A 25,181-nucleotide genomic window follows, 5' to 3' on the forward strand; every position below is an offset into this window, starting at 1 on the left:
CACGTCAGTGCTCCTTGACCAGCTCGGCGTACGGGCCCCCGGCGGCGACGAGGTCCTCGTGCCGGCCACGTTCGACGACCACGCCGTGGTCGAGGACCACGATCTCGTCGCTGTCGCGGACCGTGCTCAGCCGGTGGGCGATGATGACGCAGGCGCAGCCGCGGCGCCGCAGGTTGTCCATGATGAGCTGCTCGGTCCGGGCGTCCAGGGCGCTGGTGACCTCGTCGAGGACCAGGATGCTGGGGCGCCGGACCAGGGCGCGGGCGATCTCCAGCCGCTGCCGCTGCCCGCCGGAGAAGTTGCGGCCGTCCTGCTCGACGCGGCTGTGGATGCCGTCGGGGCGCCGGGCGATGACGTCGTCGTAGAGCGCGGCGTCCTTGAGGGCGGTGAGGACCGCGTCGTCGGGGATCGAGGGGTCCCACAGCGCCACGTTGTCGCGGACCGTGCCCTCGAAGAGGAAGATGTCCTGGTCGACGAAGGAGACGGAAGCGGCGAGCGCGCTGCGGGAGAGGTCCTCCAGCCGCTGCCCGTCGATCCGGATGGCGCCTTCCCAGGGGCTGTAGAGGCCGGAGATCAGCCGGGAGACGGTGGACTTGCCGCTGCCGGAGCCGCCGACGAGGGCGACCTGCCGGCCGGGGCCGACGGCCAGCGAGAAGCCGGTGAGCAGCGGTTTGTCCAGCGGGCTGTAGCCGAAGGTGATGTCTTCGAGCGTCACATGGCCCTTGAGGCGCCGGGTGTCGGCATCCGGGCCGGGGCGGGAGTAGAGGGTGTCGGCGGGGAAGCTCTCGACGTCCTTGAGCCGGGCCACGTCGGCGGCGAAGTCCTGGATACGGCCGGCCACTCCGTTGAGCCGGGTGATCGGCGCGGTGAAGCGGGTCACCAGCGCCTGGAAGGCGACCAGCAGACCGATGGAGATATGGCCCTCGACCGCCCGGAGACCGCCGATCCACAGGATCAGCGCGCTGTTGAGCGTGGCGAGGGTCGGGGCGACCACGGCCAGCCAGGCGCTCGGCACCCCGAGGCGCTGCTGTTCCTCCAGCGTGGCGGCGTGCTGGCCGGCCCAGCGGCGGAAGTAGCCGTTCTCGCCGCCGGTGGCCTTCATCGTCTCGATGAGCTGCAGACCGGTGTAGGCGGTGTTGGTCAGCCGGGCGGTGTCGGCGCGCAGTTTCTGGGTGTGGGTGGCCCGCAGCCGGACCACGATGCGCATGGCGACGACGTTGAGCAGCGCGATCCCCACCCCGATGACGGTCAGTTGGGGGTCGTAGGTCCACAGCAGGAAGGCGTAGAGGATGACGACGACGCCGTCCACCGCGGCGGCGGCGAGGTCGCGCGCCAGGGTCTCGGCCACCGCGTCGTTCGACTGCAGCCGCTGGACCAGGTCGGCCGGGCTGCGCTGGGCGAAGAAGGTGACCGGGAGTCTGAGCAGATGGCGCAGGAAGCGGGCGCTGGTGAGGGTGGAGGAGATGATCCGGCCGCGCAGCAGGTTCGCCTGTTGCAGGCCGGTCAGCACGGCGGTCAGCGCCACCATCGCGGCCATCGACGCGAAGAGCGGCCCCAGCAGCGAGGTCTGGTTGCCGATCAGGAACATGTCGATGTACGTACGGCTCAGCGCGGGCACCGCGGCACCGACCGCGACCAGCAGCAGGCTGGCGAGGAGTGCGGCCAGCAGGGTGCCGGTCGTTCCGCGCATCCGGGCGGGGACGGCGCTGAGGATGCCGGGCTTGCGGCCGCCCTTGCGGAAGTCCTCGCCGGGCTCGAAGACCAGGGCGACACCGGTGAAGCTGGTGTCGAAGTCCTCCGTCGGCACGAATCGGCGGCCCTTGTCGGGGTCGTTGATGTGGACACCGCGGCGTCCGAGGCGGCGGGCCGTGCCGTCGTAGACGACGTAGTGGTTGAACTCCCAGAACAGGATGGCCGGCGCCTGGACTTCGGCGAGCGCGGCCGGTTCCATCTGCATGCCCTTGGCCTGCAGGCCGTAGCTGCGGGCGGCCTTGAGCAGGTTGCTGGCGCGCGAGCCGTCACGGGAGACACCGCAGGCGATCCGCAGCTCCTCCAGCGGCACATGCCGTCCGTAGTGGGCCAGCACCATGGCCAGGGACGCGGCGCCGCACTCCACGGCCTCCATCTGGAGGACGGTGGGGGTGCGGACGGCCCGGGTCTTCTTGGGCTTGGGGGCGGGCGGTGCCGCGCGGCGGGTACGGCGCGCGCCGGGGCCGGCCTCCGGGCGGTGGCGGCCGCGGCCGGGCGGCGGCAGCTGCGGCTGCGGGGCGGCGGAGTCGTGCGGTGCGGTCACGGCAGCAGCCAATCGATCGGGTGCTGCGCGGCCAGGTGGACGGCGCCGTCGGCCAGGGTCATGGAGTCGACGGCGTACGGCGGGCCGTCGGAGGTGGACCAGGCGTAGCCGGACCTGTTGTGCGGGGCGCGGTCGAGCTGGACGAGGACCGCCACCGGCTGGCCGTGCCGGGAGAACTGCTCGCCGAGCTGGCTGCTGCCCAGGAAGGTGCTGATCCGCTGGCGGTTCTGCGCGGTCCGGCCGACCGCCTTGACCCGGCCGCGCAGCACGCCGTACTGCTGGCTCGGCACGGACTGGACGGTGAGGTCGACGGAGGCGCCGACGGGCACCGTTGCGCCGCTCTCGGCCGGTACGTACAGCATCGCCGTCAGGGGGTCGCGGTCATGGGCGACGCGCTCCACGGAGGCCACCTCCGCGCCGGTCGTGACGACGGTGCCGATCGTGGCGGACATGGTGGTCAGCCGGCCGGCGGCAAGGGCGCGGACGACGATGCTGCCCCGCGGGGTACGGACCTTCAAAATGGGGGTGTTGGCGGCCACCCGTTTGCCTTCTTCGGCAAGTACGGCGGTCACCTGGCCCGCGACCGGGCTCTGCAGGACGTAGCTGCCCTGGCCGTGGGTGAGGATTCCGGGTGCGTTCAGGGTGGACGACACGGTGCCGGTCACCGCCCATACGGAGGCGGCGAGCACGAAGAGGACCGTGACCGTCAGCACCAGCCAGCCCTGGGGCCGGGCGAACCGCACCGGCAGATCGATTTCTTCGGGCGACTGCAGCTTGGAAAGGGCTTGTTGGCGGAACTGCACGACACTCTTCCCTCAACTGCAATGGTCTGTTCAGACGGTGGCTGCCGGGTACCCCGGGGCCGGGCAAGGCCTGGCCGGTCCGGGGCACCCGGCGCGGCATGTCGGCAAGGAGGGGACGCCGACCTGCCGTTGTCACCTTGAGCCGACTGTGCCGCTAGCGGCACAGAAGGGGCTCAGAGACCCGAGACCAGGCCGGTCGCGGTGCCCACAACGCCGGAGGTGTTGACGCCGGTGGCGCCGTCGACCAGGCCGGTCGCGGTGCCGACGGCGCCCGAGACCGGGGCGATGCTGTCAACGGTGCTGGCGGCGGTGCCGACCGCGTTGCCGAGGAGGCCACCGGACACGTTGTCCAGGTCGCTGTCGGAGATTTCCTGGGTCTGGACCTGGGGGGTGGAGTTCATGATGTTTCCCTTCGGATGAATATCTCTAACAACTGCGTCCGCACCGTCCGGTGGGGTGGTCCGGGCGCGCAGCGGCAGTCGGGTACCCGAAATCGGGAACCGATGGTGTGACTCCCGCAGTTCGAAGGATCAAAGCATGCGGGCGGGTTGCGCTGCTAATCGGACGGCCGCTGATCCGGACGCCAACGCCCCGTCGAAATACCTGACGTGCACGCGCATCCATGACTTGGTGGCAGCTTCTTCACATCCTCTTCGGTTTCCTTTCGTACACCCCGGCAATGCCTCGTTCGACGAACAGGACATTCCCGCATCAAACCGCTTATGCGCAGGTCAGCGGGGTGACGCGACACCGGAGAGGCTGTGCCGACTGCGCGATCGCTGTGCAGATCCTTTGAAGACCTTCAGTTTTTCCGGCACCCGGCCGCGACAGCGCCGGGGAACTCCGGCACACGCTTCCGGCGCACCGCCATGAATGTTGCACGATCATGAACTGTGACCGATTCGCCCGGACTTATTGGACCCAATTGCATACGCAGAAAGCATGGAAGGGAATCATCAGCACCCTCCTCATGCTATTCGCATGGAAATGGATCGAGTGACCGGAGAACGGACATAACCGCATAACAGCGGGGCTTCGGACTCGGCGGTAATACGCGGCTACCGCCGACAACACCGGCACCCCGGTGGCCGTCGCCCACCGCGTGCGGCACCGTGAAAGAACGCTGCGGGGCCGGCGCCCCGGGAAGGAGCCGCGCGTGGAACCCGTCGAGGCGCTGGAGCGGATCGCCTTTCTGCTGGAGCGGCAGGGGGCGGTGCCCTACCGCGTCCAGGCATTCCGTACGGCCGCCACCGTCATCGGCGCGCTGCCCCGCGACGAGCTGCACCAACGCGCCCACAACGGTTCTCTGGGACGGCTCAAGGGGCTGGGCCCCAAGACCACCCGGGTGGTCGAGGAGGCGCTCGCGGGCGTGCGGCCCGTGTATCTGGCGCACCTGGAGGAGGAGGCGGGCGGCCCGCTGGTCGACGGGGAGCAGGGGCAGCGGCTGCGGCGGGCGCTGCGCGGGGACTGCCATCTGCACTCGGACTGGTCGGACGGGGGCAGTCCGGTCGAGACGATGGCCCGTGCCGCCCGCGACCTCGGCCATGAGTGGTGTGTGCTGACCGACCACTCCCCCCGGCTCACCGTCGCCCGCGGGCTGACCGCCGAACGGCTGCGCCGGCAGCTGTCGTTGGTGGCGGAGGTGAACGAGCAGCTGGCGCCGTTCCGGCTGCTGACCGGGATCGAGTGCGACATCCTCGACGACGGCTCGCTCGACCAGGAGCCGGAGTTGCTGGAGCAGCTCGACGTGGTGGTCGCCTCGGTGCACTCCAAACTCCGGATGGACGAAGGCCCGATGACCCGGCGCCTGCTCGCCGCGGTCCGCAATCCCCTCGTGGACGTCCTCGGCCACTGCACCGGACGGCAGATCACCGGCAAACCGCGCCCGGAGTCCCGCTTCGACGCCGGGGAGGTGTTCGCGGCCTGCGCCGAGCAGCACACCGCGGTGGAGATCAACTGCCGCCCCGACCGTCTCGATCCCCCGCGCCGGCTGCTCCGCCAGGCGCTGACGGCCGGCTGCCTGTTCTCCGTCGACAGCGACGCCCACGCCCCCGGCCAGCTGGACTGGCAGATCTACGGCTGTGCCCGCGCCGAGGAGTGCGGCGTACCGGCGGACCGGATCATCACCACCTGGACGGAGCGCCAGTTGGCCACCTGGACCGGGACGGGCCGCACCCCGCGCCGCTGAGCGAACGGGGGATCAGGCGGTGCCGGGTGCGGGGTCGGGCGGTGCCGGGTGTACGGGCGCGGGGGCGCTTTCCGCGGGGGCCGGGGTGAGCCGCAGCGCCACGACATAGGAGACGACCACGGCGACGATGACCAGCGGCATCACGGTCAGACCGGGGCGCCCCAGCAGCAGTGTGGCCAGCAGCACCGAGGTCATCGGGAGCTTGAGCATCGCGACACACATCGCGCCGACGCCCATCGCGAAGGCCGCGGTGAGCGACAGGCCGGGCAGATGGGACAGCACGACACCGCCCGCCGCACCGAGGAACAGCGCGGGAAAGATCGGGCCGCCCCGGAAGGCACTCAGCGACGCGCAGTACGCCAGGCCCTTGCAGAGAATCAGCATCAGCAGCGCCGTCACCGTGTAGCCGGCGCTGTCATGGAACAGCGAGCCCAGCGCCGACTGGCCCGAATAGAGCATCTCCGTGGCGGACTTGCCGGTGGCCGCGGCGAAGGCCACCGCCAGGGCGCCCACGACCAGTCCCATCAGCGTCGTCGCCGGAACACGATGGCGCACGACATGGCCCTTGAGGAACACCGCGAGCCGCCGTACACCGGTCGCAGCCAACGCCGCGAGCACCCCGATGACCAGCGCCCAGCCGAACTCCGGGACCGTCGGCCCCGCGGCCTTGGGGATGTCGTGCAGCGCGAGCGAGTACGTCCCCAGGCCGGTCCAGTCCCCCAGCCCGGTGAAGATGAGCGCACCGATCCCGGCCGCGAGCAGGCCGGGCACCAGCACGATCCCCAGCATCGGGCCGCCCAGCCCCGACACCTCCATCAGGAGGAACGCGCCCAGGAGCGGCGAGCCGAGCAGTGCGCTGATCGCGGCGAAGCTGCCGGCGGCGCCCACCGCGGCGGCCGCCTGGTCGGGCACTCCCCGGCGCAGCAGCCGTAGGGCGCCCGCGGCCAGGCCGCCGCCGAGGGCGATCAGCGGCGCCTCGGGGCCGAGCACCACACCGAAGCTGAGGGAGGCCAGGGCCGCGAGCACGACACCGGGGAGCGCGGAGAGCGCGGGCGCGCCGCTGAGCGACAGCCCGTCGGCCGGTTCGTGGCCGCCGTGGCCCGGCAGATGACGGACGGTCAGCCCGACCAGGAGGCCGGCCACCACGAGCAGCGGGACCGGCCACCAGATCGGTGTGCCGGTGAAGCCGAGCGCCCGCGGCAGGTCGCGGTAGAGCAGCGGTTCCAGTACGTGGACCAGCGCGAGGAAGCCGAAGGCGAGGGCGCAGACCGGGAAGCCGACCGCCGCCGCCACCAGCAGGAGCTTGAGATATCCGCGGCCGCGCACCGGCGCGTACGGATCCTGCGGCACGCCGGCCTGCGCTGGGCCGACCGAGCCGGCCGGACCGACCGACATCCGCCTCGCCTCCTAGGGTCTGTCCGGTGGATCATGGCCGGGTCCGCGACGCCTGGCGCGGCACTCCCCCAGCTAACGCTGGGGGGACCCCCACGCGGCGTTGCCGAAACGTCCGCATAGCTCCGCTATGAGGACGCTCCGGCGCCTTGCGATGCAGCTCGGCATCCGGAGGATGAATCAAGGAGCCGAGACGGAGCGAGCGCAGCGAGTGCAGTACACCAGACGCCACGGCCTTCCGACCCTGATCCACCGGACAGACCCTGAGAACCGGGGTTGCCCCGGCGCCCGCCCGGGCCGCCGCCGTGACGAGCCTGCCACGGGCGGTCCGGGTCGGCATGTCCGGCGCGGCCGGGCAGGTGCCGCCCGGACGGCCGCGCGGCGCGGTGACCGCCCCCTCACCCCTGCGGCGCCGCCGCCTCCCGCAGGGCGGCCAGGACCGGGCGGAGCAGGGGGTGGTCCTCGGCTCCGCGGCGTACCGCGGCGAAGACCCGTCGGGTGGGGGCCACGCCGTCGACGGGACGGACCACCACGCCCGTGAGGTCCATGTCGCGCAGCGCCGAGCGGGGGACGAGGGCCACCCCCGCCGCGGCCGAGGCGAGCGAGACGACGGCGCGGAAGTCGTCGGAGGAGTGCTCCAGCCGCGGCTCGAAACCGGCGTATTCGCAGGCCAGGACGACCACGTCATGGCAGGGGTTGCCGGAGTAGGGGCCGATCCAGGGGTCGCCCGCGAGATCGGCCACGGCCACCTGGGCCGCCTCCGCGAGCCGGTGGCCGGGCGGCAGGACCGCGTCGAACGGCTCGGCGTAGAGCGGGACGCGGGTCAGCCGCGGGTCGTCGGCGCGGGGCGCGCCCCGGTACTCCACGGCCACCGCCACATCGACCTGGCGGTCGAGGACCATCAGCAGGCTGGCGTCGCCCTCGGCGTCCTGGACGCGGACCCGGATGCCGGGGGCGGTACGGGCCAGCGCGGTGAGCGCGGGCGCGACGACCAGGCCGATGCCGGTGGCGAAGGCCGCGACGGTCACCGTGCCCGCCTCGCCCGAGCCGTAGGCGGCGAGCTCGGACTCGGCGCGCTCCAGCTGTGCCAGGACGGCGTTGGCGTGGGTGAGCAGGATGTCGCCCGCGGCGGTCAGCCGCACGCCGCGGGCGCTGCGCTCCACCAGGCGGTGGCCGGTCTCCTGTTCCAGGGCGGCCAGCTGCTGGGAGACCGCCGAGGGGGTGAGGTAGAGCGCGGCGGCCGCGGCGGTGACCGTGCGGTGGTCGGCCACCGCACGGAGGATGTGCAGCCGTCGTGCTTCGATCATGCTTCCAGTTTCGCAGGAGCGGCCCGCGGGCCGCGTCAGCCGCCGAGCGCGGCCCTCGCATCGACGAAGGCGTCGACCGCGCGGTTGACGTCCTCGGTGGAGTGCGCGGCGGACAGCTGCACCCGGATCCGTGCCTGGCCCTGCGGGACCACCGGGTAGGAGAAGCCGATGACGTACACCCCGCGCTCCAGGAGCAGCTCCGCCATCCGGGCCGCCTCCGCCGCGTCGCCGATCATGACGGGGGCGATGGCATGGTCGCCCGGGAGGACGTCGAAGCCCTCCTCGGTCATCCGGGAGCGGAACAGCGCGGTGTTGGCGTGCAGCCGCTCGCGCGGCTCGCCGGCCGACTCCAGCAGGTCGAGCACCTTCAGCGAGGCGGCGGCGATCACCGGGGCGAGCGAGTTGGAGAAGAGGTACGGGCGCGAGCGCTGGCGCAGCAGGGCGACGATCTCGGCGCGGGCCGCGACATAGCCGCCGGAGGCGCCGCCGAGGGCCTTGCCGAGGGTGCCGGTGATGATGTCGACGCGGTCCATGACGTCGTGGAGTTCGGGGGTGCCGCGGCCGCCGGGGCCGACGAAGCCGACGGCGTGCGAGTCGTCGACCATCACCATGGCGCCGTGCTGCTCGGCCAGGTCGCAGATCTCCCGCAGCGGTGCCACATAGCCGTCCATGGAGAAGACGCCGTCGGTGACGACCAGCTTGCGGCCGGCGTTCCCGGCCTCCTTCAGCTGGCGCTCCAGATCTGCCAGGTCGCGGTTGGCGTAGCGGAAGCGGCGGGCCTTGGACAGGCGGATGCCGTCGATGATCGAGGCGTGGTTGAGGGCGTCGGAGATGACCGCGTCGTCCGGGCCGAGCAGGGTCTCGAACACCCCGCCGTTGGCGTCGAAGCAGGAGGAGTAGAGGATCGTGTCCTCCTGGCCGAGGAAGCCGGAGATCCGCTGCTCCAGCTCCTTGTGGACCTCCTGGGTGCCGCAGATGAAGCGCACCGAGGCCAGGCCGTAGCCCCAGCGGTCCAGCGCCTCATGCGCGGCCGCGACGACCTCGGGGTGGTCGGCGAGGCCCAGGTAGTTGTTGGCACAGAAGTTGAGCACCTCGCCGGGATTGCCTCCCGCCGTGACCGCCACGGTGGCGGACTGCGGGGAGCCGATGACCCGCTCGGGCTTGTGCAGTCCGGCGGCGCGGATCTCTTCGAGGGTGCCGCGCAGTTCCTCGCGTACGGAGTCGAACATCAGGATTTTCTCCAGGAGTTGGGGTGGACGGAGCGGGCCGGGAGAGGTGCGTCAGACGGTCCAGTCGAGGATGATCTTGCCGCTCTGGCCGCTGGCGGCGTCGTCGAAAGCGGCGTCGAAGTCCTGGTACGGATAACGGCCGGTGATCACGGGCGCGAGGTCGAGACCGCCTTCGAGCAGCACGGACATCGCGTACCAGGTCTCGAACATCTCCCGGCCGTAGATGCCCTTGATGGTGATCATGGAGGTGACGATCCGGGACCAGTCGACCGGGAACTCCTCGGCGGGCAGGCCGAGGACGGCGATCCGGCCGCCGTGCGTCATGTTGGCGATCATGTCGCGCATCGCCTCGGGCCGGCCGGACATCTCCAGTCCGACGTCGAAGCCCTCGCGCAGGCCGAGTGCGCGCTGGCCCTCGGCGATCGGGGTCTCGGCGACGTTGACGGCCAGGCTGACGCCGACCTTGCGGGCCAGCGCGAGGCGCGCCTCGCTGACGTCCGTGATCATGACGTTGCGGGCGCCGGCGTGCCGGGCGACGGCCGCGGCCATGATGCCGATCGGCCCGGCGCCGGTGATCAGCACGTCCTCGCCGACCAGCGGGAACGACAGCGCGGTGTGCACGGCGTTGCCGAACGGATCGAAGACGGCGGCGATATCGAGGTCGACCGGGACGCGGTGCACCCAGACATTGGTGGCGGGCAGCGCCACGTACTCGGCGAAGGCGCCGTCGCGGCCGACGCCGAGGCCGACGGTGGCGCGGCACAGATGGCGGCGACCGGCCAGACAGTTGCGGCACTTCCCGCAGACCAGATGGCCCTCGCCGCTGACCAGATCGCCGGCCTCGATGTCGGCCACGTCGCGGCCGGTCTCCACCACCTCGCCGACGAACTCATGGCCGATCGTCAGCGGGGTGGCGATCGACTGCTGGGCCCAGCCGTCCCAGGCGCGGATGTGCAGATCCGTGCCGCAGATGCCGGTGCGCAGCACCTTTATCAAGACATCGCCCGGGCCGATGGCCGGTTCCGGCACGTCCATGAGCCAGAGCCCCGGCTCTGCTTTCTGCTTGACCAGTGCCTTCACCGCAACGGCTCCCGTACGTACGTGACCTGCCGGGGGCACGCGCCGGCCGCCCGATCTTCGCCAGGAAATCTTCCCTACCTCGGCCCCCGGGTCCATCGAGGTTTTCTTAAGCGCGGTCACAGCTGCCCTTTACGCCCCGCTGTTTCCAGGGGTCACAGGCCTCACACGGACCACGGAAACCGCAGGAAATCAGCCACCGGACTGATCAGGCCCAGGTCAGCGGGCCGCCCGGCGGAGCCGTTCGCCGGGCGGACCCGAGACGTTCCTGCCGGTCTGCGGAACCACTCGCGCGTGGGCATCGGGCTGCTCCGGACGGCCGAGGCGGGCCCGGGAGTGTAAACGTTCGCCACCGCAAGCGTCGGAATTCATCACAGCTTGAGTGGCCGTGAGACCCGGGTGCACGGGGCTACGTAGGACTGAGTGCAACCACACGGGAGCCGACGCGACGCACCGCCGCCTCCTGTGTGCCTCGTTCCCGTGCGTCCCTGGAGGTCAGTGAATTGAGCCACCGACATGTGAACAAGCGGACCGGTGCCATCGCCGGCGCCGCTGCGGTCGCCATCGCGGGCGCAGCGATCCTGCTCCCCAACGCCAATGCGAGCCAGGACCAGCCGGCGGCCCCGAAGACGCTCAGCGCCCACTCGGCCACCCAGCTGGCGGCGTCCCTGAAGGCCGATCTCGGGGACCAGTCCGCCGGGTGGTACCTGGACAGCGGCAACGGCCACCTGGTCATGAACGTCCTGTCGAAGGACGACGCCGCGAGCGTCACGGCCAAGGGCGCCGTCGCCAAGGTCGTGCAGAACAGCCTGACCGCGCTGAAGGCCGGTGCGAAGACGCTGCGCGACAACGCCTCGATCCCCGGCACCGCTTGGTCGATCGACCCGAAGACCAACAAGATCGTGGTGGTCGCCGACAGAACGGTCACCGGCGCGAAGATGGCCACGCTGTCCAAGACCACGGGCGGCATGGGCGCCGGCATGGTCACCGTCAAGCGGTCCCAGGGCGAGTTCAAGCGGTACGACGGTGGGGAGGCGGGAGGCGCGGCCGGCGGCAGTGCCGGGCAGGCGGCGGGCGGTGCCGGGGACTCCGGCGGGGCCGCGGCGGCCGGCGGCGCGGGCAACGCGGCGTCCGGCGGCGCGGCCAACTCCGGCGGTGCCAACTCCGGCGGAGGCGGGCAGGCGGCGGGCGGTGCCGGCGACGCCGGTGGGGCCGGCGGCGGAGGCGGACAGGCCGCGGGGCCGGTCGGCGGCAGTGCCATCTTCGGCGGCAACGCACGCTGCTCGCTGGGCTTCAACGTCACGGTCAAGGGCGCACCCGCCTTCCTGACGGCGGGTCACTGCGGCAACGACTCCAAGACCTGGACGGCCGACCAGGGCGGCAGCCAGCCGCTGGGCACGGTCGCCGACTCCAAGTTCCCGAAGACCGACTTCGCACTGGTGAAGTACGACGACGCCGCTGCCAAGCCGGAGAGCTCGGTCGACCTGGGGAACGGCAGCACCCAGAAGATCACCAAGGCCGCCGAGGCCGCCGTGGGCATGAAGGTGCAGCGCTCGGGCAGCACCACCGGCGTCCACGACGGCACCGTCACCGGCCTTGACGCGACGGTGAATTACGGCAACGGCGACATCGTCAACGGCCTGATACAGACGGACGTCTGCGCGGAGCCCGGCGACAGCGGCGGCTCGATGTTCGCCGATGACTCGGCGGTGGGCCTCACCTCGGGCGGCAGCGGCGACTGCACCCAGGGCGGCGAGACCTTCTTCCAGCCGGTGACCGACGCGCTCAAGGCCACCGGAGCGGAGATCGGCGCCGGGGGCGGTGCCGCGGGCGGCGGTGACAACGGCGCCGGAGGCGACAAGGGCGCCGGCGGTGCGAAGGGCGCGGGCGGTGCCAACGGCGCCGGCGGCGGCGACGCGGGCGCGGGAAACGCCGGTGCCGGCAACGCGGGGGCCGGCAGCGCCGGCGCGGGCTCGCAGGACCCGGGAGCCGCCGGCGGTGCCCAGGACCCCGGTACCGGAGCGGACGACCCGGGAGCCGGTGCGCAGGACCCCGGTACGGGTGCCCAGGACCCGGGAGCCGGCGGCAGCGGTGACGCCGGTGCGGGCAGCGGTGATTCCCTGAACTGACCTCTCCAGACCCCACCGTGTCCTCGGCCCCGCCCCCTTCCACCGTGCACGGGCGCGGGGCCGATGCGCGGCGCGGGGTCTTTGACGCGCTGCGGCGCGACCGGGGCCTCAGGGCGACGTGATGGTGAAGAGGCCGCCGTCGGGATCGCGGACGACGGCCTGCCAGCCCCCGCCCTCGGTCGGTGTGACGGGAGTGACCGTCCCGCCGGCCTCGACCGCGGCGGCCGCCACCTTCTCGACATCACTGACCGGGAAGTGGACATGCCAGCGGGGGCGCACCCGCGGGTCCGGGGCGGACTCCACCCCACCGCCGCGCAGGGTGGCCACGGTGTGGGTGCCGTCGCGGACGATCACCTGGTCGTGTTCATAGGTCACGTCGCAGCCACCCGGCTTCCCGGAGGCCCAGCCGAAGACCTCCGCGTAGAAGATGGCGGCGGCGAAGGCATCGCGGGTGCGAAGCTCCAGACAGGCGGGCGCATTGCCCTGCCCCACCGACCAGGCCAGCGTCTGCCCCTCCCAGAAGCCGAAGGTGGCACCGTCGCGGTCGGCGGCGAGGGCGGCGCGACCGGGGCCGAGCTTGAGCGGGCCGACGGCGACCGTCGCCCCGCGCTCGCGGATCCGGTCCGCGGTCTCATCGGCGTTCTCCACCGCGAAATAGGACGTCCAGGCCACCGCGACCTGGAAGCTCTGGGCGAGGGCACCGATGCCGGCCACCGGCTCCCCGTCGGCCACCGCGACGCAGAACTCCTCGCCGAGACTGGCCGGGCGGAACCGCCAGCCGAGGACCGCGGAGTAGAACTTCTGGGCGGCTTCCAGATCATGAGCCATCAGGCTGACCCAGCACGGAGCGCCACGTACCGCGGTGACGGGGCCACGGGCCGACCTCACATCTGCCTCCTGTCGCTCACCACCCCTTCCCACTCTGCCAGCGACGGGGCACCGCCGCACCAAGGGCGCGTCCCGGTGCAGCGCAGTTGTGCCGGTCTTGATCCGGCTCGATGCTGTAGGTACTGAACCGGGCTGGGTTGATGCCATGAACGCATGGAACGCGGCGGAGAGTGCCGACTTCCGTGGTCCCCTCGACGTCACCAGGGCGGCCACAGCGGTTCTGGATGCCCAGGACACGGTCGTCGGGTGGAGCCCGGCCGCCCAGGATCTGCTCGGCTACCGCCCCGAGGAGATCATCGGACGCCATCTGGAGACGCTGGTTCCGGCCGGTGACGCCTGGGCCGAACAGTCGCCGGACGCCTCGCTGAGCAGCACCCAGTCACGTGCGGTGCGGCACCGCGACGGCCGGCTGCTACGGATGGCCGTGGCCATCTGCGCGCTCGCCAAGGTGCCCGACGGCGCCGCTACCGTGCCGGCCCGGGTGCTGGTGGCGGCCGATCTGGGCGCACACCGGATGTGGGAGTCCCGCCAGGCGATGCTGCACGGTCTGGCCACCCAGTCCCCGGTGAGCCTGGGCATCTACGACACAGAGTTGCGGCTGACCTGGGCGAACACCGCGTACATCCGAGAGGTCGGGCTGCCGCTGCGGGAGTTCCTCGGCGCCCGGGCCGACGAGCTGTACCCGGACGCCGAGTTCATGACCGACGGCTATCCGCGCACCCTCGACGCGGTGATGCACCAGGTCATCGACACCGGCGAACCGATCCTCGATCTGCACCTCGTCGGCCAGCTGCCCTCCGACCCGGGTGTCGATCACGTCTGGTCCTGCGCCTACTACCGGCTGCAGAACGCCCGCGGTCAGGTGCTCGGGGTGTGCGAGGACGCCTTCGACATCACCGGCCGCTACCAGGCCCAGCGCCGGCTGAACCTCCTGGTGGAGGCCGGTGCCCGGATCGGCACCACGCTCGACATGACCGTCACCGCGCGGGAGATCACCGAGGTGGCGGTCCCGGACTTCGCCTCCATGGTCACCGTCGATCTGGTCGGGTCCGTCCTGGACGGCGAGGAGCCGGGGAAGGCCGACGGCGGCGTGCCCACCCTGATGCGGGTCGCGGCCCGCTCGCTCCACGGCGCCTCGGACGCCCCGCCGGCGGGGCCGCACCGCGTCGAGTACCCGCCCGGCTCGCTCCAGTACCGCAGCCTGTCCTCGGGCGGGATGGTGCGGGACGAGGGCACCCTGGTCGTGCCGCTGCGGACCGGCGGCACCCCGATGGGGCTGGTCACCTTCATCCGTGACTCCCATCCGTCGCTCTTCGACAAGGAGGAGACCGAACTCGCCGAGGAGCTGGTCATCCGCACGGCGGTGTGCCTGGACAACGCCCGCCGCTTCGCCCGGGAGCACAAGGCCGCGCTGACCCTGCAGCGCAATCTGCTGCCGCAGCATCTGCCGGCCCAGTCCGCCGTCGAGCTGGCCTACCGCTATCTGCCCAGCGACGACCGGGCCGGGGTCGGCGGCGACTGGTTCGATGTGATCGGCCTGTCGGGTACCCGGGTCGGGCTGGTCGTCGGGGACGTGGTCGGCCATGGTCTCCAGGCCGCGGCGACCATGGGGCGGCTGCGGACGACCGTCCGCGCCCTGGCCCGGCTCGACCTGTCCCCCGACGAGCTGCTGAGCCGGCTGGACGACCTGGTGGGGCCGACCACGGAGGGCCGGCCCGCCACGGCCGCCGGGGACAGCGGCCCGCCGGACGATGTGACCATCGGTGTGACCTGCCTGTATGCCGTCTATGACCCGGTGTCGCGGCGGTGCACCATGGCGCGGGCCGGCCATCTGCCGCCGGCCGTCGTCGCCCCGGACAGCGGCCTGTCCTTCCCTGCTCTGCCGGAAGGCCCGCCGCTGGGTCTGGGAGGCCTGCCGTTCGAGTCCCTGGAGATCGAGCTGCCGGCCGGCAGCCTGATCGCGCTGTTCACGGACGGGCTGGTCGAGGCCCGCGACCGGGACGTCGACGAGGGGCTGGAGACCCTGGGCCGGGTGCTGAGCGAGCACGACCGGCCGCTGGACGAGCTCTGCGACCATGCGCTGGACGAGCTGCTGCCGGACGGGCCGGCCGCCGACGACTCGGCGCTGCTGCTGGTGCGCACCCGCGAGCTGGACGCCCGGCAGGTGGCGGCCTGGGAGCTGCCCACGGAGCCCGCGGCCGCGGGCCGGGCCCGCGAGCTGGCCACCCGGCAGCTCGCGGAGTGGGGCCTGGAGGAGCTGTCCTACACCACCGAACTCGTGGTCAGCGAGCTGGTCACCAACGCCGTACGGCATGCATCCGGGCCGCTGCATCTGCGGCTGCTGCGCGATCAGACCCTGCTGACCGAGGTGTCGGACACCGGCCACACCTCGCCCCACCTGCGGTACAGCGCCAGTGACGACGAGGGCGGGCGGGGCCTGTTCATCGTCGCGCAGCTGGTGCAGCGCTGGGGCACGCGCTACACGCCGTACGGCAAGACGATCTGGACCGAGCAGGCGTTTCCGCCGCGGTATCCGGGGGCTCCGCGGCCGGACGGCTGACCGGCCGCGGCGGTCCGGGGCCCGCACCGGCCCGGCGCACATCGTGCGGGTGTTCGGAGGCGGTCCCATGATGGAACCAAGCGAGGTCCCGGCGACCCGGCGGGCGCGGACAGAGGAGGACCTGTGACGACCAATGGCAGGGAGAAGTCGGCCGATCGGCGGCCGGCCGAGCTGTACACCGGTAGCGAGCGGCCCTACGACCCGGAGGATCTGGTGAAGGTGTCCGGGCGCGAACCCACCCCCGCGAGCCTGGAATGGGCCAGGCGCCTGATCGCCGAGGAAGGCCCCGGCGCCATCGAGCGGTATCTGCCGTGACGGCCGGCGGCTGAGAGCGGCGGGAACGCCGGGCGGCCCGTTCCGCGGTGCGGTGTGCCATGGGCGCACCGTCCGCGGAACGGGCCGCCCGCCCTTTCCGGGGCCGTCATGGACCCGGCCCGGGGCCGTCATGGACCCGGCGGTACGAGTGATCAGCCGTCCCCCGGGGGCGCGACCTGCTGAGCACCGCCCACCGTCCCGCCGGATCCCGTAAACACCTTGCGGCGGCCCGCGGCACCCGCAAAGATCCTCTCGACCGCCGCCTGCCCGCGCCCGGGACGCTCGTCCCGCCGCCCTGGCCACTGCGCTTCCTCCAGGTCCTGGCCCCCCGCAGACGGCACACAGCACCGTTGCCCCCTCAGCACCTTGACACCCCACCGGCCGTGCCCTGCCCGGGTACGCGCCGCGGAAAGGACCCCACCGTGACCACCGAACGCATCGCCCCGCCCGTACGCGCCGGCGAGCGGGAGACCCTGCGCTCCTTTCTGGACTTCCACCGGGCCACCCTCGCCATGAAGACCGACGGCCTGTCCGACGAGGACCTCAGGCGCCGGTCGAGCCCGCCGTCCACGCTCTCCCTGCTCGGTCTGGTGCGGCACATGGCCGAGGTGGAACGCAGCTGGTTCCGTCGGGTGATCAACGGCGAGGACCTCCCGCTGGTCTGGTCGGCCGAGGGCGACTACCAGGTGGCGTACGACGCGAGCACGGCCACCGGCGCGGAGGCGTTCGACGCCTGGCAGACCGAGGTGGCACACGCCCGCCGGATCGAGCAGGCGGCCGCCTCGCTCGACGTCACGGGCTACCAGCCCCGCTGGGACGAGCATGTCTCGCTCCGGCTGGTGATGCTGCATCTGATCCACGAGTACGCCCGCCACAACGGCCATGCGGACTTCCTGCGGGAGGCCATCGACGGGACGGTGGGCGCCTGACGGGCCGTCATCTTCCCCACCCCCGGGCCGGTGTGTCGGGTGGGGAAGGCTAACGGGGCGCGCCCCGGGGCCAATCCGGTGGATCGGCCCTAGCCGAGCTCCAAGCTGGTGACCGCGAAGGTGCGCTCCTGATCCGCCGGCGGGAGGGGGCCGGTGTACATCCGGACGGTGTGCGACTGCGGGGTCAGGCCGCGGGCGGTGGCCAGGGTGTGGGCGGCGTGCCGGGGCCCGGGGATGTCGAGGAAGACCTCGGCGGCCGGGCCGGCGGTCGCGGCGAGGGCGTCGAAGAGGGCCACCGCGACCTCGGTGGTGTCGGCGAAGAGCGGGCCGATGCGATGGCCGGTGCGGGCCGGACGGATCACCCCGTAGCCCGCGACCGCCCCGTCGCGCAGATACACGCGGGCGGTGTGACCGGGGGCGCTCAGCCAGCGGGTGACGAAGCCACGGCGGTCGGCGGGGAAGCAGCGCCGGTCGTAGTCGGCCACCGCGTCGAGGTGCGCCCCGGTGACCGGGACGGCCTCCGGCGGCGGTGTGCCGGGTCCGGTGGGGCGTCCGCCGTAGCGGACGGTCTCGTACGCGGGGGTGAACCCGGCCCGCTCGTAGGTGTGTTGCTGGGCGGGGACGGCGTCGAGGCCCACGGTCCGGGCACCGGCGTGCGGGACGGCGGCGCGCCAGGTGGCGAGCCCCAGGCCCTGCCCGCGGTGGTCGGGGTGGACGAGGTAGTAGCCGAGAAACGCATAGGCGTCGGAGTAGTTGACGACCGACACGGCGGAGACGGTCCGGCCCGCGCGGCGGCCCACGAAGAAGCCCGCGGGGTCGATGGGGTGGAAGCAGGCGGTGTCGCCGCGTCCGGGGTTCCACTCCTCGTCGGCGGCCCATTGGGCCACCTGGTGCCAGTCGTCCAACGTGGCGGTGGTGACGGCGAGTTCGCCGGTGACGGACTGGGGGTCCGGTGCGTTTCCGAGCGTGGGCATACCGGGAGTTCGTCCCTTCTGGTGGGGTCAGGGGGCGAGCGAACGGGGGGGCGGTGCAGGGCCGGTGACGGTGCGCGGGGCGGGCCGAGGCCAAGGCCGCGGCCCGCCCCGCGAGCCAAGGCCCTAGATCAGGTCCATGGCGGCGACCTCGTCGGGACGGCCGTAGCTGACCGGACCCTGGAAGCGCCCTCGGGCGGTGGCGAACCACCACACGGTGGCGATGATCAGCACCACGGCCAGCGCGACGGGCGCGTAGTTGAACGAGGCGGGGGTGATCGGGTACGCCTGCGGCAGCATGAACAGCACGTTGCTGACCAGGATCCAGACCACCGCGATCGCCGCGACGGGCTTGCCGTAGCGGCCGAGGTTCCACGGTCCGGCCTGGAAGTCGTCGAGCCGCAGCCGCAGGAAGATGGGCACGGCGTAGGCGAGGAACAGCCCGACGACATTGACGCTCACCACGGCGGTGAAGGCGGTGTGGGACCACCAGCCGGGCAGCACCAGCACCAGGGGGCAGGCCGCGGCGAGCCAGACGGCCTTGACGGGGGTGCGGGTCCGCGCGGACACCGAATGCCACCAGCGGGAACCGGGCATCGCTCCGTCCCGGGAGAAAGCGAAGATCTGCCGGGTATTGCTGGTCATGTTGGCCAGACCGCAGAACAGCATGGCCCCGATAACGATCAACAGCAGGAACTTCGCGGTGCCCTGGCCCAGCGCGTCGACCAGAATCTGCACCGGCGGTGCGTCGGCACTCGCGGCATGCCCGTAGTCACGGATCGCGTACACGAGGGCGAGCATGAGGAGCAGTCCGGTGAGCGCGGAGTAGCTGATCGCCCGCATGATGCCCCTGGGCGCGTTGACCGTTGCCTTCACGGTTTCTTCGGACATGTGGAAACTGCCGTCGAATCCCGTGAAGGTCCAGCTGGTGACGAGCAGGCCCAGCATTCCGCCGTACACCGCATGCGTGAAGCCGGTGTTGTTGACGAAGTGCAGCGCGAACGAAGGCGACCGATGGTCGGCGGGGATCACGGTCAGTGCGCCGACGATCACCACCATGCCGATCAGCAGCCACCACACGGAAATGCGGTTCACCACCGCAACCAGCTGCACGGTATAGGCGTTGGCCAGCGCCTGGAGAAGAAGGATGGCCGCGGTGATGCCGACCGTTTCCTGTGGCGTCGGTTGGTAGTCCGGCCACTGCATGGCGAGGAATGCCTGGATGAACGTGGCGGCGGCGAAGTTGGTGGCGGCGGTGCCGCCGACCTGGCCGACGAAGTTCAGCCAGCCGGTGTACCAGGACCAGGCGCCCTGGTGGCGTTTGGCCAGCTTGCCGGCCGAGAAGTAGAGCGCGCCGCTGGTCGGATAGGCGGAGGCGATCTCGCCCATCGCGGCGCCGACGAACAGCACCATGACCGAGACGCCGACCCAGCCGAAGATCAGGACCAGCGGCCCGCCGGCGTTCATCCCGAAGCCGAAGGAAGAGAAGATTCCGGAAATGATGTTGATGATGGTGAAGGAGATGGCGAAATTGTCGAACGCGCGGAACCTGCGAGTGAGTTTCCGCGGATAGCCCATGGCGTGGAGCGTGGCGTCATCGTCGAGAGTGACGGAATCTGCCGCGTGGGGGGATTTCGAGCGAGGTGGCGACGTACGCTCGGACACAACCGAACCTTTCTGAAAAACCGGGGGAATGGGTCGGGGTGAGCTGATTGAACGGTTGGGGGGAATGAACGGTCCCGCGCGACGATGAATCCGGCGCGACCGGACACTTTTTGTGCGTCAGCCGTCGTGCGGCACGGGAAGCCCGCAGGAACGTCTGGCCTTGGTCAATTGATCCTCGGGATCACCGAATGCACTCCAGGGCATACGCGAGGCATACGGCCCCATTGCCGTGAAGACTTCCCGCGCCTCGAATTCGCGATTCGCCATGAACAGTGCATGTGCCAGATACGCCAGATCCAGCACCGGTGTGTAACGGTAATCGGCAACCCGCGGGAACCAGTTGCGGTAGATGCCCATTGCGGTGGTGATCCACTGGGGCTGCTCCCAGGTGCGGTCCGCGAGCAGCGCGGACGGGTTGTAGTCCTCGACCAGCGCCACCAGCGGCAGCAGCCGCAGCGGCGAGTCGGCCGGGGCCCGCTGGCTCAGGAACGCGGCAACGTCCCAGCTCGCGCTGGACGAACCGCCGTAGCGGGTGAAGAAGAACGACAGGAAGCGATGGTGTGCCTCCCGGTGCCAGGGAGCCAGCCGGAGGATATGGGCGAAGAGGTACCAGGGGCCGGGCGGCGCGGTCAGCAGCCCCTGCGGCGCCGGGTCCAGCGGGCGGTCCAGGCGGGCCAGCGCGAGCTGGGCGACCCACGGGGTGGGGTCGTCGGGGAGCAGCTTCGCGGCCCGCTCGCACGCCGTCTGCGCTATCCGCGCCAGGGCGCCCTGGCGCCGGTCGCCGGCGTCGGCCATGCGCAGGGCGCGGAGCATCGCCACCCGAGCCCAGAGCAACGCCGCCTCCGGGCCGGGCTCTTCGGCCAGCCAGCGTTCCGCCAGGTCGGAGTCGGCCGCCACGGACGCCAGCACCAGCGACCGGTGGGCCCGTACCTCGAAATCCTCCCGGGCTTCCCGCAGCACCTCGTGCGCGCTCAAGTACCGTCCAGTTCTGACGTCCATACACGCGTGCGCCAGCGCCCGGTCATTGGCTGCTGGACTCCACACGTACTGTCCCTCGAATGAGCCGGCCGCCATGGTCCCCTCCCGGTCACGAAGGCGTCATCCCCCATCGCATTCCAGCCGTGCCGAATTCAGCTGGATCGCCGCCACGGGTCAAGTGACAGCGGCCACACCCTACTCACCCTCAACTCCCCGCGAAAACAAGCCGCCTGGAATATCTGGTTCCGCACCTTTTAGTCTATCGATGAAATTGAAAAGGAAACAACTTTTCGGGAGGGCCTCCAGGACCTCTCCACTTTGACGCACCGTTAGTCACAGTGCATTTATTTGGCATATTCACACGTTCACGGCATCTCCACAACTGAGCATCGACGCTTATTACTCCTCCGTATCGCGCATGGCAAGGGGGCCCCGCGCAGTTCGGCCCCGCCGGGGCCGGGACTCCACCCCCTGCGGGCCCGGAGCGCGCCGGGGAACGCCGCGGAGGCAGCGGCGAGCGGAAGGGGCTTGGCGTCCCCCGTCGCGCCCGGCGGGTCCGTACATGCCTCCCCACCACGCCGGACGGGGCGGCGTGACGGGCCGCCGCGCCCAACGAGCCGGGCCGCCATCCGAGTTGGCGCCACGAATCACAAAGTCGGCTCAAGAGCAACCGAATTCGCGGAAGCTACTTTCCGGAACCGCTCGATCACATGTAGCGTTCATCCGGACCGGAGGCCGTGACTTCGCACCACGTCATGGCTGGGTACGGGCATGGGCGCGAGCGTTCTCGCGGTACGAACGGAGCGATCGTCCCCGCTGGGCGCACCTGCAGCAGACGCGCCCGGTCGCCGCACCGCCGGACCGCGTCGCGATCGCTGCGTCGCCTCAGCACCCTGAACGTCGAGCACCGCCATGTCTGTCCGTACACGCCTGCTTTGCAAGAGGAATGGGCCCAGATCATGTTTATGAACTCCTCGACGACCCCGCTTGCGTTACGACAGGACGCCGGCCCCGGGCAGCCGCCCATGGCCGGGCCGGGCGACGAGCCGCCGCTGGCGGTCGACCGGCTCCCCGACGGCACGTGGCAACTGACCCTGCACGACCTGGAACCGGTCTCGGTGCACCGGCTGCCGTCGGACGAGGTCCACATCATCCTGGCGCCACCGCGCGAGGAACCGACCCCCGATGCCGCACCTGCCGGCCGGCCCCGGCCGGAGCCGATCCGGATCGACACCGCGGCCCGCACCGTCTTCGCCAGAGGGCGCCAGCTGGAGCTGCCCCGGCTGGAATTCGATCTGCTGGCCCACCTGGTGCGGCATCCCCAGCGCACCTTCACCCGGGAGCAGCTGATGGCCGCCGTCTGGCCCAGCTGCCAGTCCAGCAACCGTACGGTCGATGTCCATATCGCGCGGGTGCGCCGGCGGCTGGGGCCCGGCCCGCGCGACGCCATCACCACGGTGTTCGGCATCGGCTACAAGTACCAGCCCACCCCGTAGGACCGCTGCCGCACCGGCGGCACAGCAAAGGGCCGGTGGCCGACGGGTGTCGGCCACCGGCCCCGGGTGCACCTCAGCAGACCGGCAGCGGGTCGGTCTCGCTGGAGATGTCGGTGTCCTTCATCCAGCCCCACGCCCCGTTGTCGGCCTGGGTCCACTCCCACCGGTTCGGGTGCGGGCCGCCGACGTGACCGCCGTTGTCGCTGCGGCAGACGAACCAGGACGGGTTGGAGTTCATGTAGCCGACGACCGTCGTGCTGCCGGGCTTGTAGACGGGCGCCCCGCGCCTGTTGTTGCACCACCAGTGACTGCCGCTGTACCAGCAGGCGTTGGCCAGGCCGTGCGTGGCGTGGTGGGCGCCGGCGGCGGGGCGGGCCTTGACCGGTCCGTGAGCCGCCGGGGCCGGCGGGCCGTCGGCCCGGGTGGCGGCAACGGACGTACCGGACAGGGCGAGTGCCGCGGCCGCGGCCCCCATCACGACGACGGCGGAGATCCTGCGGATCATGTGGAGTCCTTCCCCCGGAGATGTTCCGTGTGGTCCGAGCCCGGACGACTGCCCGCGCTCGGGCTCCACCATGGCGGGGACCGGCCCCTGCGGCGAGGCATTTCGGTGCTCGCCGAAAAGGTCGGGGCATATCACCTCATGTCCCGGCAGGCCCGCCTCATGTCCGGGCAGGCGTGACTCATGTCCCGGCAGGCGCGGCGGAGTTCAGATGGGCGGGGGTGCCGGCCGGCTCCTTGCGTACGAAGGCCCGGCGCAGCGCGTGGTAGGGCTGCTCCGGGTCGAAGAAGATGCGGTGCATACGCGCCAGTTCATCCTCCCGGTAGGCAGCGAGCGGCCGGTCCGCCTCGTCGCGCTCCCGGTCGGCCTTCTTCGCGGCGATCCGGGCCTGGGTCGAGGCCGCCGACGCCAGCCGGACGGCGAGGCGGGCGGTCTGCGCGGCGAAGTCCTGCGCGGCACAGTCGAGGATCCGGTCGACCAGGCCGAGCCGCGCCCCGGTCGCCGCGGTGAGCGGCAGGGCGCGGGTGGTGAGCTGCTCGGCGACCTCGGGGCCCGTACGGCGAGGCAGGGTGTAGGTCCAGTACTCCGAGCCGTAGAGCCCCATCAGCCGGTAGTGGGGGTTGAGCACCACGGAGGAGCGGCACCACACCTCATCCGCGGCGAGGGCCAGCATCGCCCCGCCGGCCGCGGCGTTGCCGCCGAGCGCGGCGACCACCAGCCGGTCGGTGGTGGTCAGGACGGCCTGCACCAGGTCGTCCATGGCGTTGAGGTTGGCCCAGGATTCCCCGGCGGGATCGTCGGCGGCCTCGATGACGTTCAGATGGATGCCGTTGGAGAAGAAGTCCCGGCGACCGCCGAGGACCAGGACGGACGTCGGCCGGGAGCAGGCGTGGCGGTAGGCGGCGAGCAGGCGCCGGCAGTGGTCGGTGCTCATCGCGCCGCCGGGGAAGGAGAACTCCAGGAAACCGGCCGGGCCGTCCTCGCGGTAGCGGATGTCGGTCCAGGTGCGGGGGCCGTCGCCGGGGTCGAGCGGTGCGGGGACCTCGGGGAGCGGCGGGAGGCGGTCGCCCAGCGCCAGTGTGGCGGGCAGCTTGACGGTGCCGGGCTCCCCCGGGGTGCGGGGCGGGCGCAGTTCCGGGATCCACACCGCGCCGTCGGCCGTCGCCCGGCAGATCGCGCCGCACCGGGTGGCGAGCAGTTCGCCCGGCCGGCCGGTCAGGGTGTCCTCGGGGTGACCACCGTGCAGATACCAGATGTCGCCGAGCAGTTCGTCCCGCACGCCGGGTTGTGAGTCGGCGGCGCGCAGTGTGCGGACGACGGTGTCGGTCGGGTCGCGGTGCCAGTCGACGCGGCGCGCTTCCTGGCGGAGCGGCGGCCGGGGGCGGCCGGTTTTCGCGGCGGCGGGCAGGGCGCCCTGTGGCTGCGGGCGATGGGTGCCGGACGCCACCCGGGCGACGGCCGTCAGGACCGCCTCGACCGCGGCATCGGCGATCTCGTTGCGGTACAGATCGCTCTTGCCCACACCGGGGACGGGGCACTCGACCGCGGCCCAGATGTCACCGGCGTCCATCTCGTCATTGGCCTGCAGGACGGTGACGCCCCACCGGTCCGCGCCCAGCTGCACCGCCCAGTCCACCGAGGACGGGCCCCGGTCGCCGACGGGGCCGGGGTGCACGATCAGGCAGGGCAGGGCGGACCACACCTCCCGGGGGACGGCCGTCTTGAGCATCGGCGCCACGATCAGGTCGGGGGCACGGCGGCGGACGACCTCGGCGAGTGGCGTCTCCCGGGTCACCAGCTCCACGCTCACCTGGTGTCCGCGATCGCCGAGTTCGGCGTACACGCGCTGCGTCAGGCTGTTGAACGCGCCGGCGATGAGCAGAATGCGCACGGCAGACTCCCCTGGAGCTGGAACCGATGGGCGGGTGGCTGATCGTGAGCGTTCCCCGCCCGCGGCCGCGGGGCGCCGGCTGTGCGTCCGGGTCACCCGATCGACGGCCGCCGTGCGGCGCAATGCGGGTCCGACGGGCAGCGACCCGGGTACGGGCTGACGGGCCGTCATTTAGTTCCACTGTTGATCATCTCGACGGAATCCCGCCAAAGTTGGCGCGCCGGGCACCCCTCCCCGCCTCAGAGGCATTGCCCTTCATTGACATTTACTTGGTCATACTTTTACCTTCGGTGGTGCCGGCATCGGTGCAGGTCAGCACCTGTACCACCCGTCTACCGCACTCATCGGAGGTTCCCGTGGAGCAGCTCATCAAGAAGATGGCCCAGGACGGCGTCTGGCAGAACTGGCTCGCCGCCAACTCCGCACAGCAGGCGGCGAAGAACGGCTGCATCAGCGCGACGCCGAAGTCCGGCTGCATCAGCGCCGCACCCAAGGCCGGCTGTATTTCCTGACCCTGCGCCACCGAGGTGCCCGGGAGCGGGCCGGCGAGAACCTCCTGCCGCCGGCC

The 25,181-nt window shown here is 71.7% G+C and carries 20 protein-coding genes; 7 read left to right on the forward strand and 13 right to left on the reverse strand.

Annotated elements, in window-relative coordinates; genetic code table 11:
• Window positions 1-4: 4 nt before the first annotated feature.
• The 3 genes from BKA18_RS03480 to BKA18_RS03490 form a co-directional block, all read right to left on the reverse strand.
• The gene (locus tag BKA18_RS03480) at window positions 5-2,293 is read right to left on the reverse strand and encodes an NHLP family bacteriocin export ABC transporter peptidase/permease/ATPase subunit (RefSeq protein WP_366046055.1); all 2,289 of its coding nucleotides are present in this window, start codon (window positions 2,291-2,293) and stop codon (window positions 5-7) included.
• Window positions 2,290-3,096 carry an HlyD family efflux transporter periplasmic adaptor subunit gene (locus tag BKA18_RS03485; RefSeq protein ID WP_366046056.1) on the reverse strand — a complete coding sequence of 269 codons (807 nt, stop codon included), beginning with the start codon at window positions 3,094-3,096 and terminating at the stop codon, window positions 2,290-2,292. The genes BKA18_RS03480 and BKA18_RS03485 overlap by 4 nt, the downstream gene beginning before the upstream one ends.
• 173 nt (window positions 3,097-3,269) lie before the next feature.
• On the reverse strand, window positions 3,270-3,497 hold the full coding sequence (locus tag BKA18_RS03490) for a type A2 lantipeptide (protein ID WP_093481848.1): 228 nt from the start codon (window positions 3,495-3,497) through the stop codon (window positions 3,270-3,272).
• 755 nt (window positions 3,498-4,252) lie between these two features.
• Between BKA18_RS03490 and BKA18_RS03495 the strand changes: the two genes are divergently transcribed.
• Window positions 4,253-5,284, forward strand: a complete 1,032-nt coding sequence (locus tag BKA18_RS03495) for a PHP domain-containing protein (protein ID WP_366046057.1) — start codon at window positions 4,253-4,255, stop codon at window positions 5,282-5,284.
• A 12-nt stretch (window positions 5,285-5,296) separates the two neighbouring features.
• On the opposite strand, the gene BKA18_RS03500 is transcribed toward BKA18_RS03495, so the two are convergent.
• From BKA18_RS03500 to tdh, 4 genes are all read right to left on the reverse strand, one after another.
• Window positions 5,297-6,679, reverse strand: a complete 1,383-nt coding sequence (locus BKA18_RS03500) for a chloride channel protein (protein WP_366046058.1) — start codon at window positions 6,677-6,679, stop codon at window positions 5,297-5,299.
• A gap of 395 nt (window positions 6,680-7,074) precedes the next feature.
• A complete protein-coding gene (locus tag BKA18_RS03505; RefSeq protein WP_366046059.1) occupies window positions 7,075-7,983 on the reverse strand; it encodes a LysR family transcriptional regulator in 909 nt (302 codons plus the stop codon).
• 35 nt (window positions 7,984-8,018) lie between these two features.
• Window positions 8,019-9,212: a glycine C-acetyltransferase gene (locus BKA18_RS03510; protein WP_366046060.1), complete on the reverse strand. Its 1,194-nt coding sequence runs from the start codon at window positions 9,210-9,212 to the stop codon at window positions 8,019-8,021.
• Between the two features lie 51 nt (window positions 9,213-9,263).
• On the reverse strand, window positions 9,264-10,292 hold the full coding sequence (gene tdh / locus BKA18_RS03515; RefSeq protein WP_366046061.1) for an L-threonine 3-dehydrogenase: 1,029 nt from the start codon (window positions 10,290-10,292) through the stop codon (window positions 9,264-9,266).
• A 515-nt stretch (window positions 10,293-10,807) separates the two neighbouring features.
• On the opposite strand from tdh, the gene BKA18_RS03520 reads away from it, so the two are divergent.
• Window positions 10,808-12,418 carry a S1 family peptidase gene (locus BKA18_RS03520; protein WP_366046062.1) on the forward strand — a complete coding sequence of 537 codons (1,611 nt, stop codon included), beginning with the start codon at window positions 10,808-10,810 and terminating at the stop codon, window positions 12,416-12,418.
• A gap of 108 nt (window positions 12,419-12,526) precedes the next feature.
• Here the strand turns inward: BKA18_RS03520 and BKA18_RS03525 are convergent, their stop codons facing one another.
• Complete coding sequence (locus BKA18_RS03525) at window positions 12,527-13,246, reverse strand: VOC family protein (protein ID WP_006606556.1); 720 nt, start codon at window positions 13,244-13,246, stop codon at window positions 12,527-12,529.
• Between the two features lie 205 nt (window positions 13,247-13,451).
• Between BKA18_RS03525 and BKA18_RS03530 the strand changes: the two genes are divergently transcribed.
• The 3 genes from BKA18_RS03530 to BKA18_RS03540 all read left to right on the forward strand — a co-directional run bounded on the left by BKA18_RS03530 (window position 13,452) and on the right by BKA18_RS03540 (window position 17,110).
• Window positions 13,452-15,866, forward strand: a complete 2,415-nt coding sequence (locus tag BKA18_RS03530; protein ID WP_366046063.1) for a SpoIIE family protein phosphatase — start codon at window positions 13,452-13,454, stop codon at window positions 15,864-15,866.
• Between the two features lie 123 nt (window positions 15,867-15,989).
• Complete coding sequence (locus tag BKA18_RS03535; RefSeq protein WP_366046064.1) at window positions 15,990-16,181, forward strand: hypothetical protein; 192 nt, start codon at window positions 15,990-15,992, stop codon at window positions 16,179-16,181.
• Window positions 16,182-16,603: 422 nt separating this feature from the next.
• Window positions 16,604-17,110 (forward strand): DinB family protein, encoded by a 507-nt coding sequence (locus tag BKA18_RS03540; RefSeq protein WP_366046065.1) that lies wholly within the window; start codon window positions 16,604-16,606, stop codon window positions 17,108-17,110.
• Between the two features lie 89 nt (window positions 17,111-17,199).
• Here the strand turns inward: BKA18_RS03540 and BKA18_RS03545 are convergent, their stop codons facing one another.
• The 3 genes from BKA18_RS03545 to BKA18_RS03555 all read right to left on the reverse strand — a co-directional run bounded on the left by BKA18_RS03545 (window position 17,200) and on the right by BKA18_RS03555 (window position 20,820).
• Window positions 17,200-18,084, reverse strand: a complete 885-nt coding sequence (locus tag BKA18_RS03545; RefSeq protein WP_366046066.1) for a GNAT family N-acetyltransferase — start codon at window positions 18,082-18,084, stop codon at window positions 17,200-17,202.
• A gap of 123 nt (window positions 18,085-18,207) precedes the next feature.
• Window positions 18,208-19,659, reverse strand: a complete 1,452-nt coding sequence (locus BKA18_RS03550) for an amino acid permease (RefSeq protein WP_366046067.1) — start codon at window positions 19,657-19,659, stop codon at window positions 18,208-18,210.
• 204 nt (window positions 19,660-19,863) lie between these two features.
• The gene (locus tag BKA18_RS03555; RefSeq protein ID WP_366046068.1) at window positions 19,864-20,820 is read right to left on the reverse strand and encodes a hypothetical protein; all 957 of its coding nucleotides are present in this window, start codon (window positions 20,818-20,820) and stop codon (window positions 19,864-19,866) included.
• 863 nt (window positions 20,821-21,683) lie between these two features.
• Here BKA18_RS03555 and BKA18_RS03560 point away from each other — a divergent pair.
• On the forward strand, window positions 21,684-22,220 hold the full coding sequence (locus BKA18_RS03560) for a winged helix-turn-helix domain-containing protein (RefSeq protein ID WP_366046069.1): 537 nt from the start codon (window positions 21,684-21,686) through the stop codon (window positions 22,218-22,220).
• A gap of 73 nt (window positions 22,221-22,293) precedes the next feature.
• On the opposite strand, the gene BKA18_RS03565 is transcribed toward BKA18_RS03560, so the two are convergent.
• On the reverse strand, window positions 22,294-22,725 hold the full coding sequence (locus BKA18_RS03565; protein WP_366046070.1) for a hypothetical protein: 432 nt from the start codon (window positions 22,723-22,725) through the stop codon (window positions 22,294-22,296).
• Window positions 22,726-22,903: 178 nt separating this feature from the next.
• A complete protein-coding gene (locus BKA18_RS03570; protein WP_366046071.1) occupies window positions 22,904-24,613 on the reverse strand; it encodes a hydrogenase maturation protein in 1,710 nt (569 codons plus the stop codon).
• A gap of 356 nt (window positions 24,614-24,969) precedes the next feature.
• Between BKA18_RS03570 and BKA18_RS03575 the strand changes: the two genes are divergently transcribed.
• A complete protein-coding gene (locus BKA18_RS03575; protein ID WP_366046072.1) occupies window positions 24,970-25,125 on the forward strand; it encodes a hypothetical protein in 156 nt (51 codons plus the stop codon).
• Window positions 25,126-25,181: the final 56 nt, after the last annotated feature.

Origin of the sequence: Streptomyces auratus (assembly GCF_050433025.1) — a bacterium.
GTDB classification, from domain to species: domain Bacteria; phylum Actinomycetota; class Actinomycetes; order Streptomycetales; family Streptomycetaceae; genus Streptomyces; species Streptomyces sioyaensis.

What these genes read in the sequence shown, in the direction of transcription:
- BKA18_RS03490 (WP_093481848.1), bottom strand. Translation starts at nt 3,497, where the DNA reads ATGAACTCCACCCCCCAGGTCCAGACCCAGGAAATCTCCGACAGCGAC.
- BKA18_RS03500 (WP_366046058.1), bottom strand. Translation starts at nt 6,679, where the DNA reads ATGTCGGTCGGTCCGGCCGGCTCGGTCGGCCCAGCGCAGGCCGGCGTG.
- BKA18_RS03505 (WP_366046059.1), bottom strand. Translation starts at nt 7,983, where the DNA reads ATGATCGAAGCACGACGGCTGCACATCCTCCGTGCGGTGGCCGACCAC.
- BKA18_RS03510 (WP_366046060.1), bottom strand. Translation starts at nt 9,212, where the DNA reads ATGTTCGACTCCGTACGCGAGGAACTGCGCGGCACCCTCGAAGAGATC.
- BKA18_RS03525 (WP_006606556.1), bottom strand. Translation starts at nt 13,246, where the DNA reads ATGGCTCATGATCTGGAAGCCGCCCAGAAGTTCTACTCCGCGGTCCTC.
- BKA18_RS03530 (WP_366046063.1), top strand. Translation starts at nt 13,452, where the DNA reads ATGAACGCATGGAACGCGGCGGAGAGTGCCGACTTCCGTGGTCCCCTC.
- BKA18_RS03545 (WP_366046066.1), bottom strand. Translation starts at nt 18,084, where the DNA reads ATGCCCACGCTCGGAAACGCACCGGACCCCCAGTCCGTCACCGGCGAA.
- BKA18_RS03550 (WP_366046067.1), bottom strand. Translation starts at nt 19,659, where the DNA reads ATGGGCTATCCGCGGAAACTCACTCGCAGGTTCCGCGCGTTCGACAAT.
- BKA18_RS03555 (WP_366046068.1), bottom strand. Translation starts at nt 20,820, where the DNA reads ATGGCGGCCGGCTCATTCGAGGGACAGTACGTGTGGAGTCCAGCAGCC.
- BKA18_RS03560 (WP_366046069.1), top strand. Translation starts at nt 21,684, where the DNA reads ATGTTTATGAACTCCTCGACGACCCCGCTTGCGTTACGACAGGACGCC.
- BKA18_RS03565 (WP_366046070.1), bottom strand. Translation starts at nt 22,725, where the DNA reads ATGATCCGCAGGATCTCCGCCGTCGTCGTGATGGGGGCCGCGGCCGCG.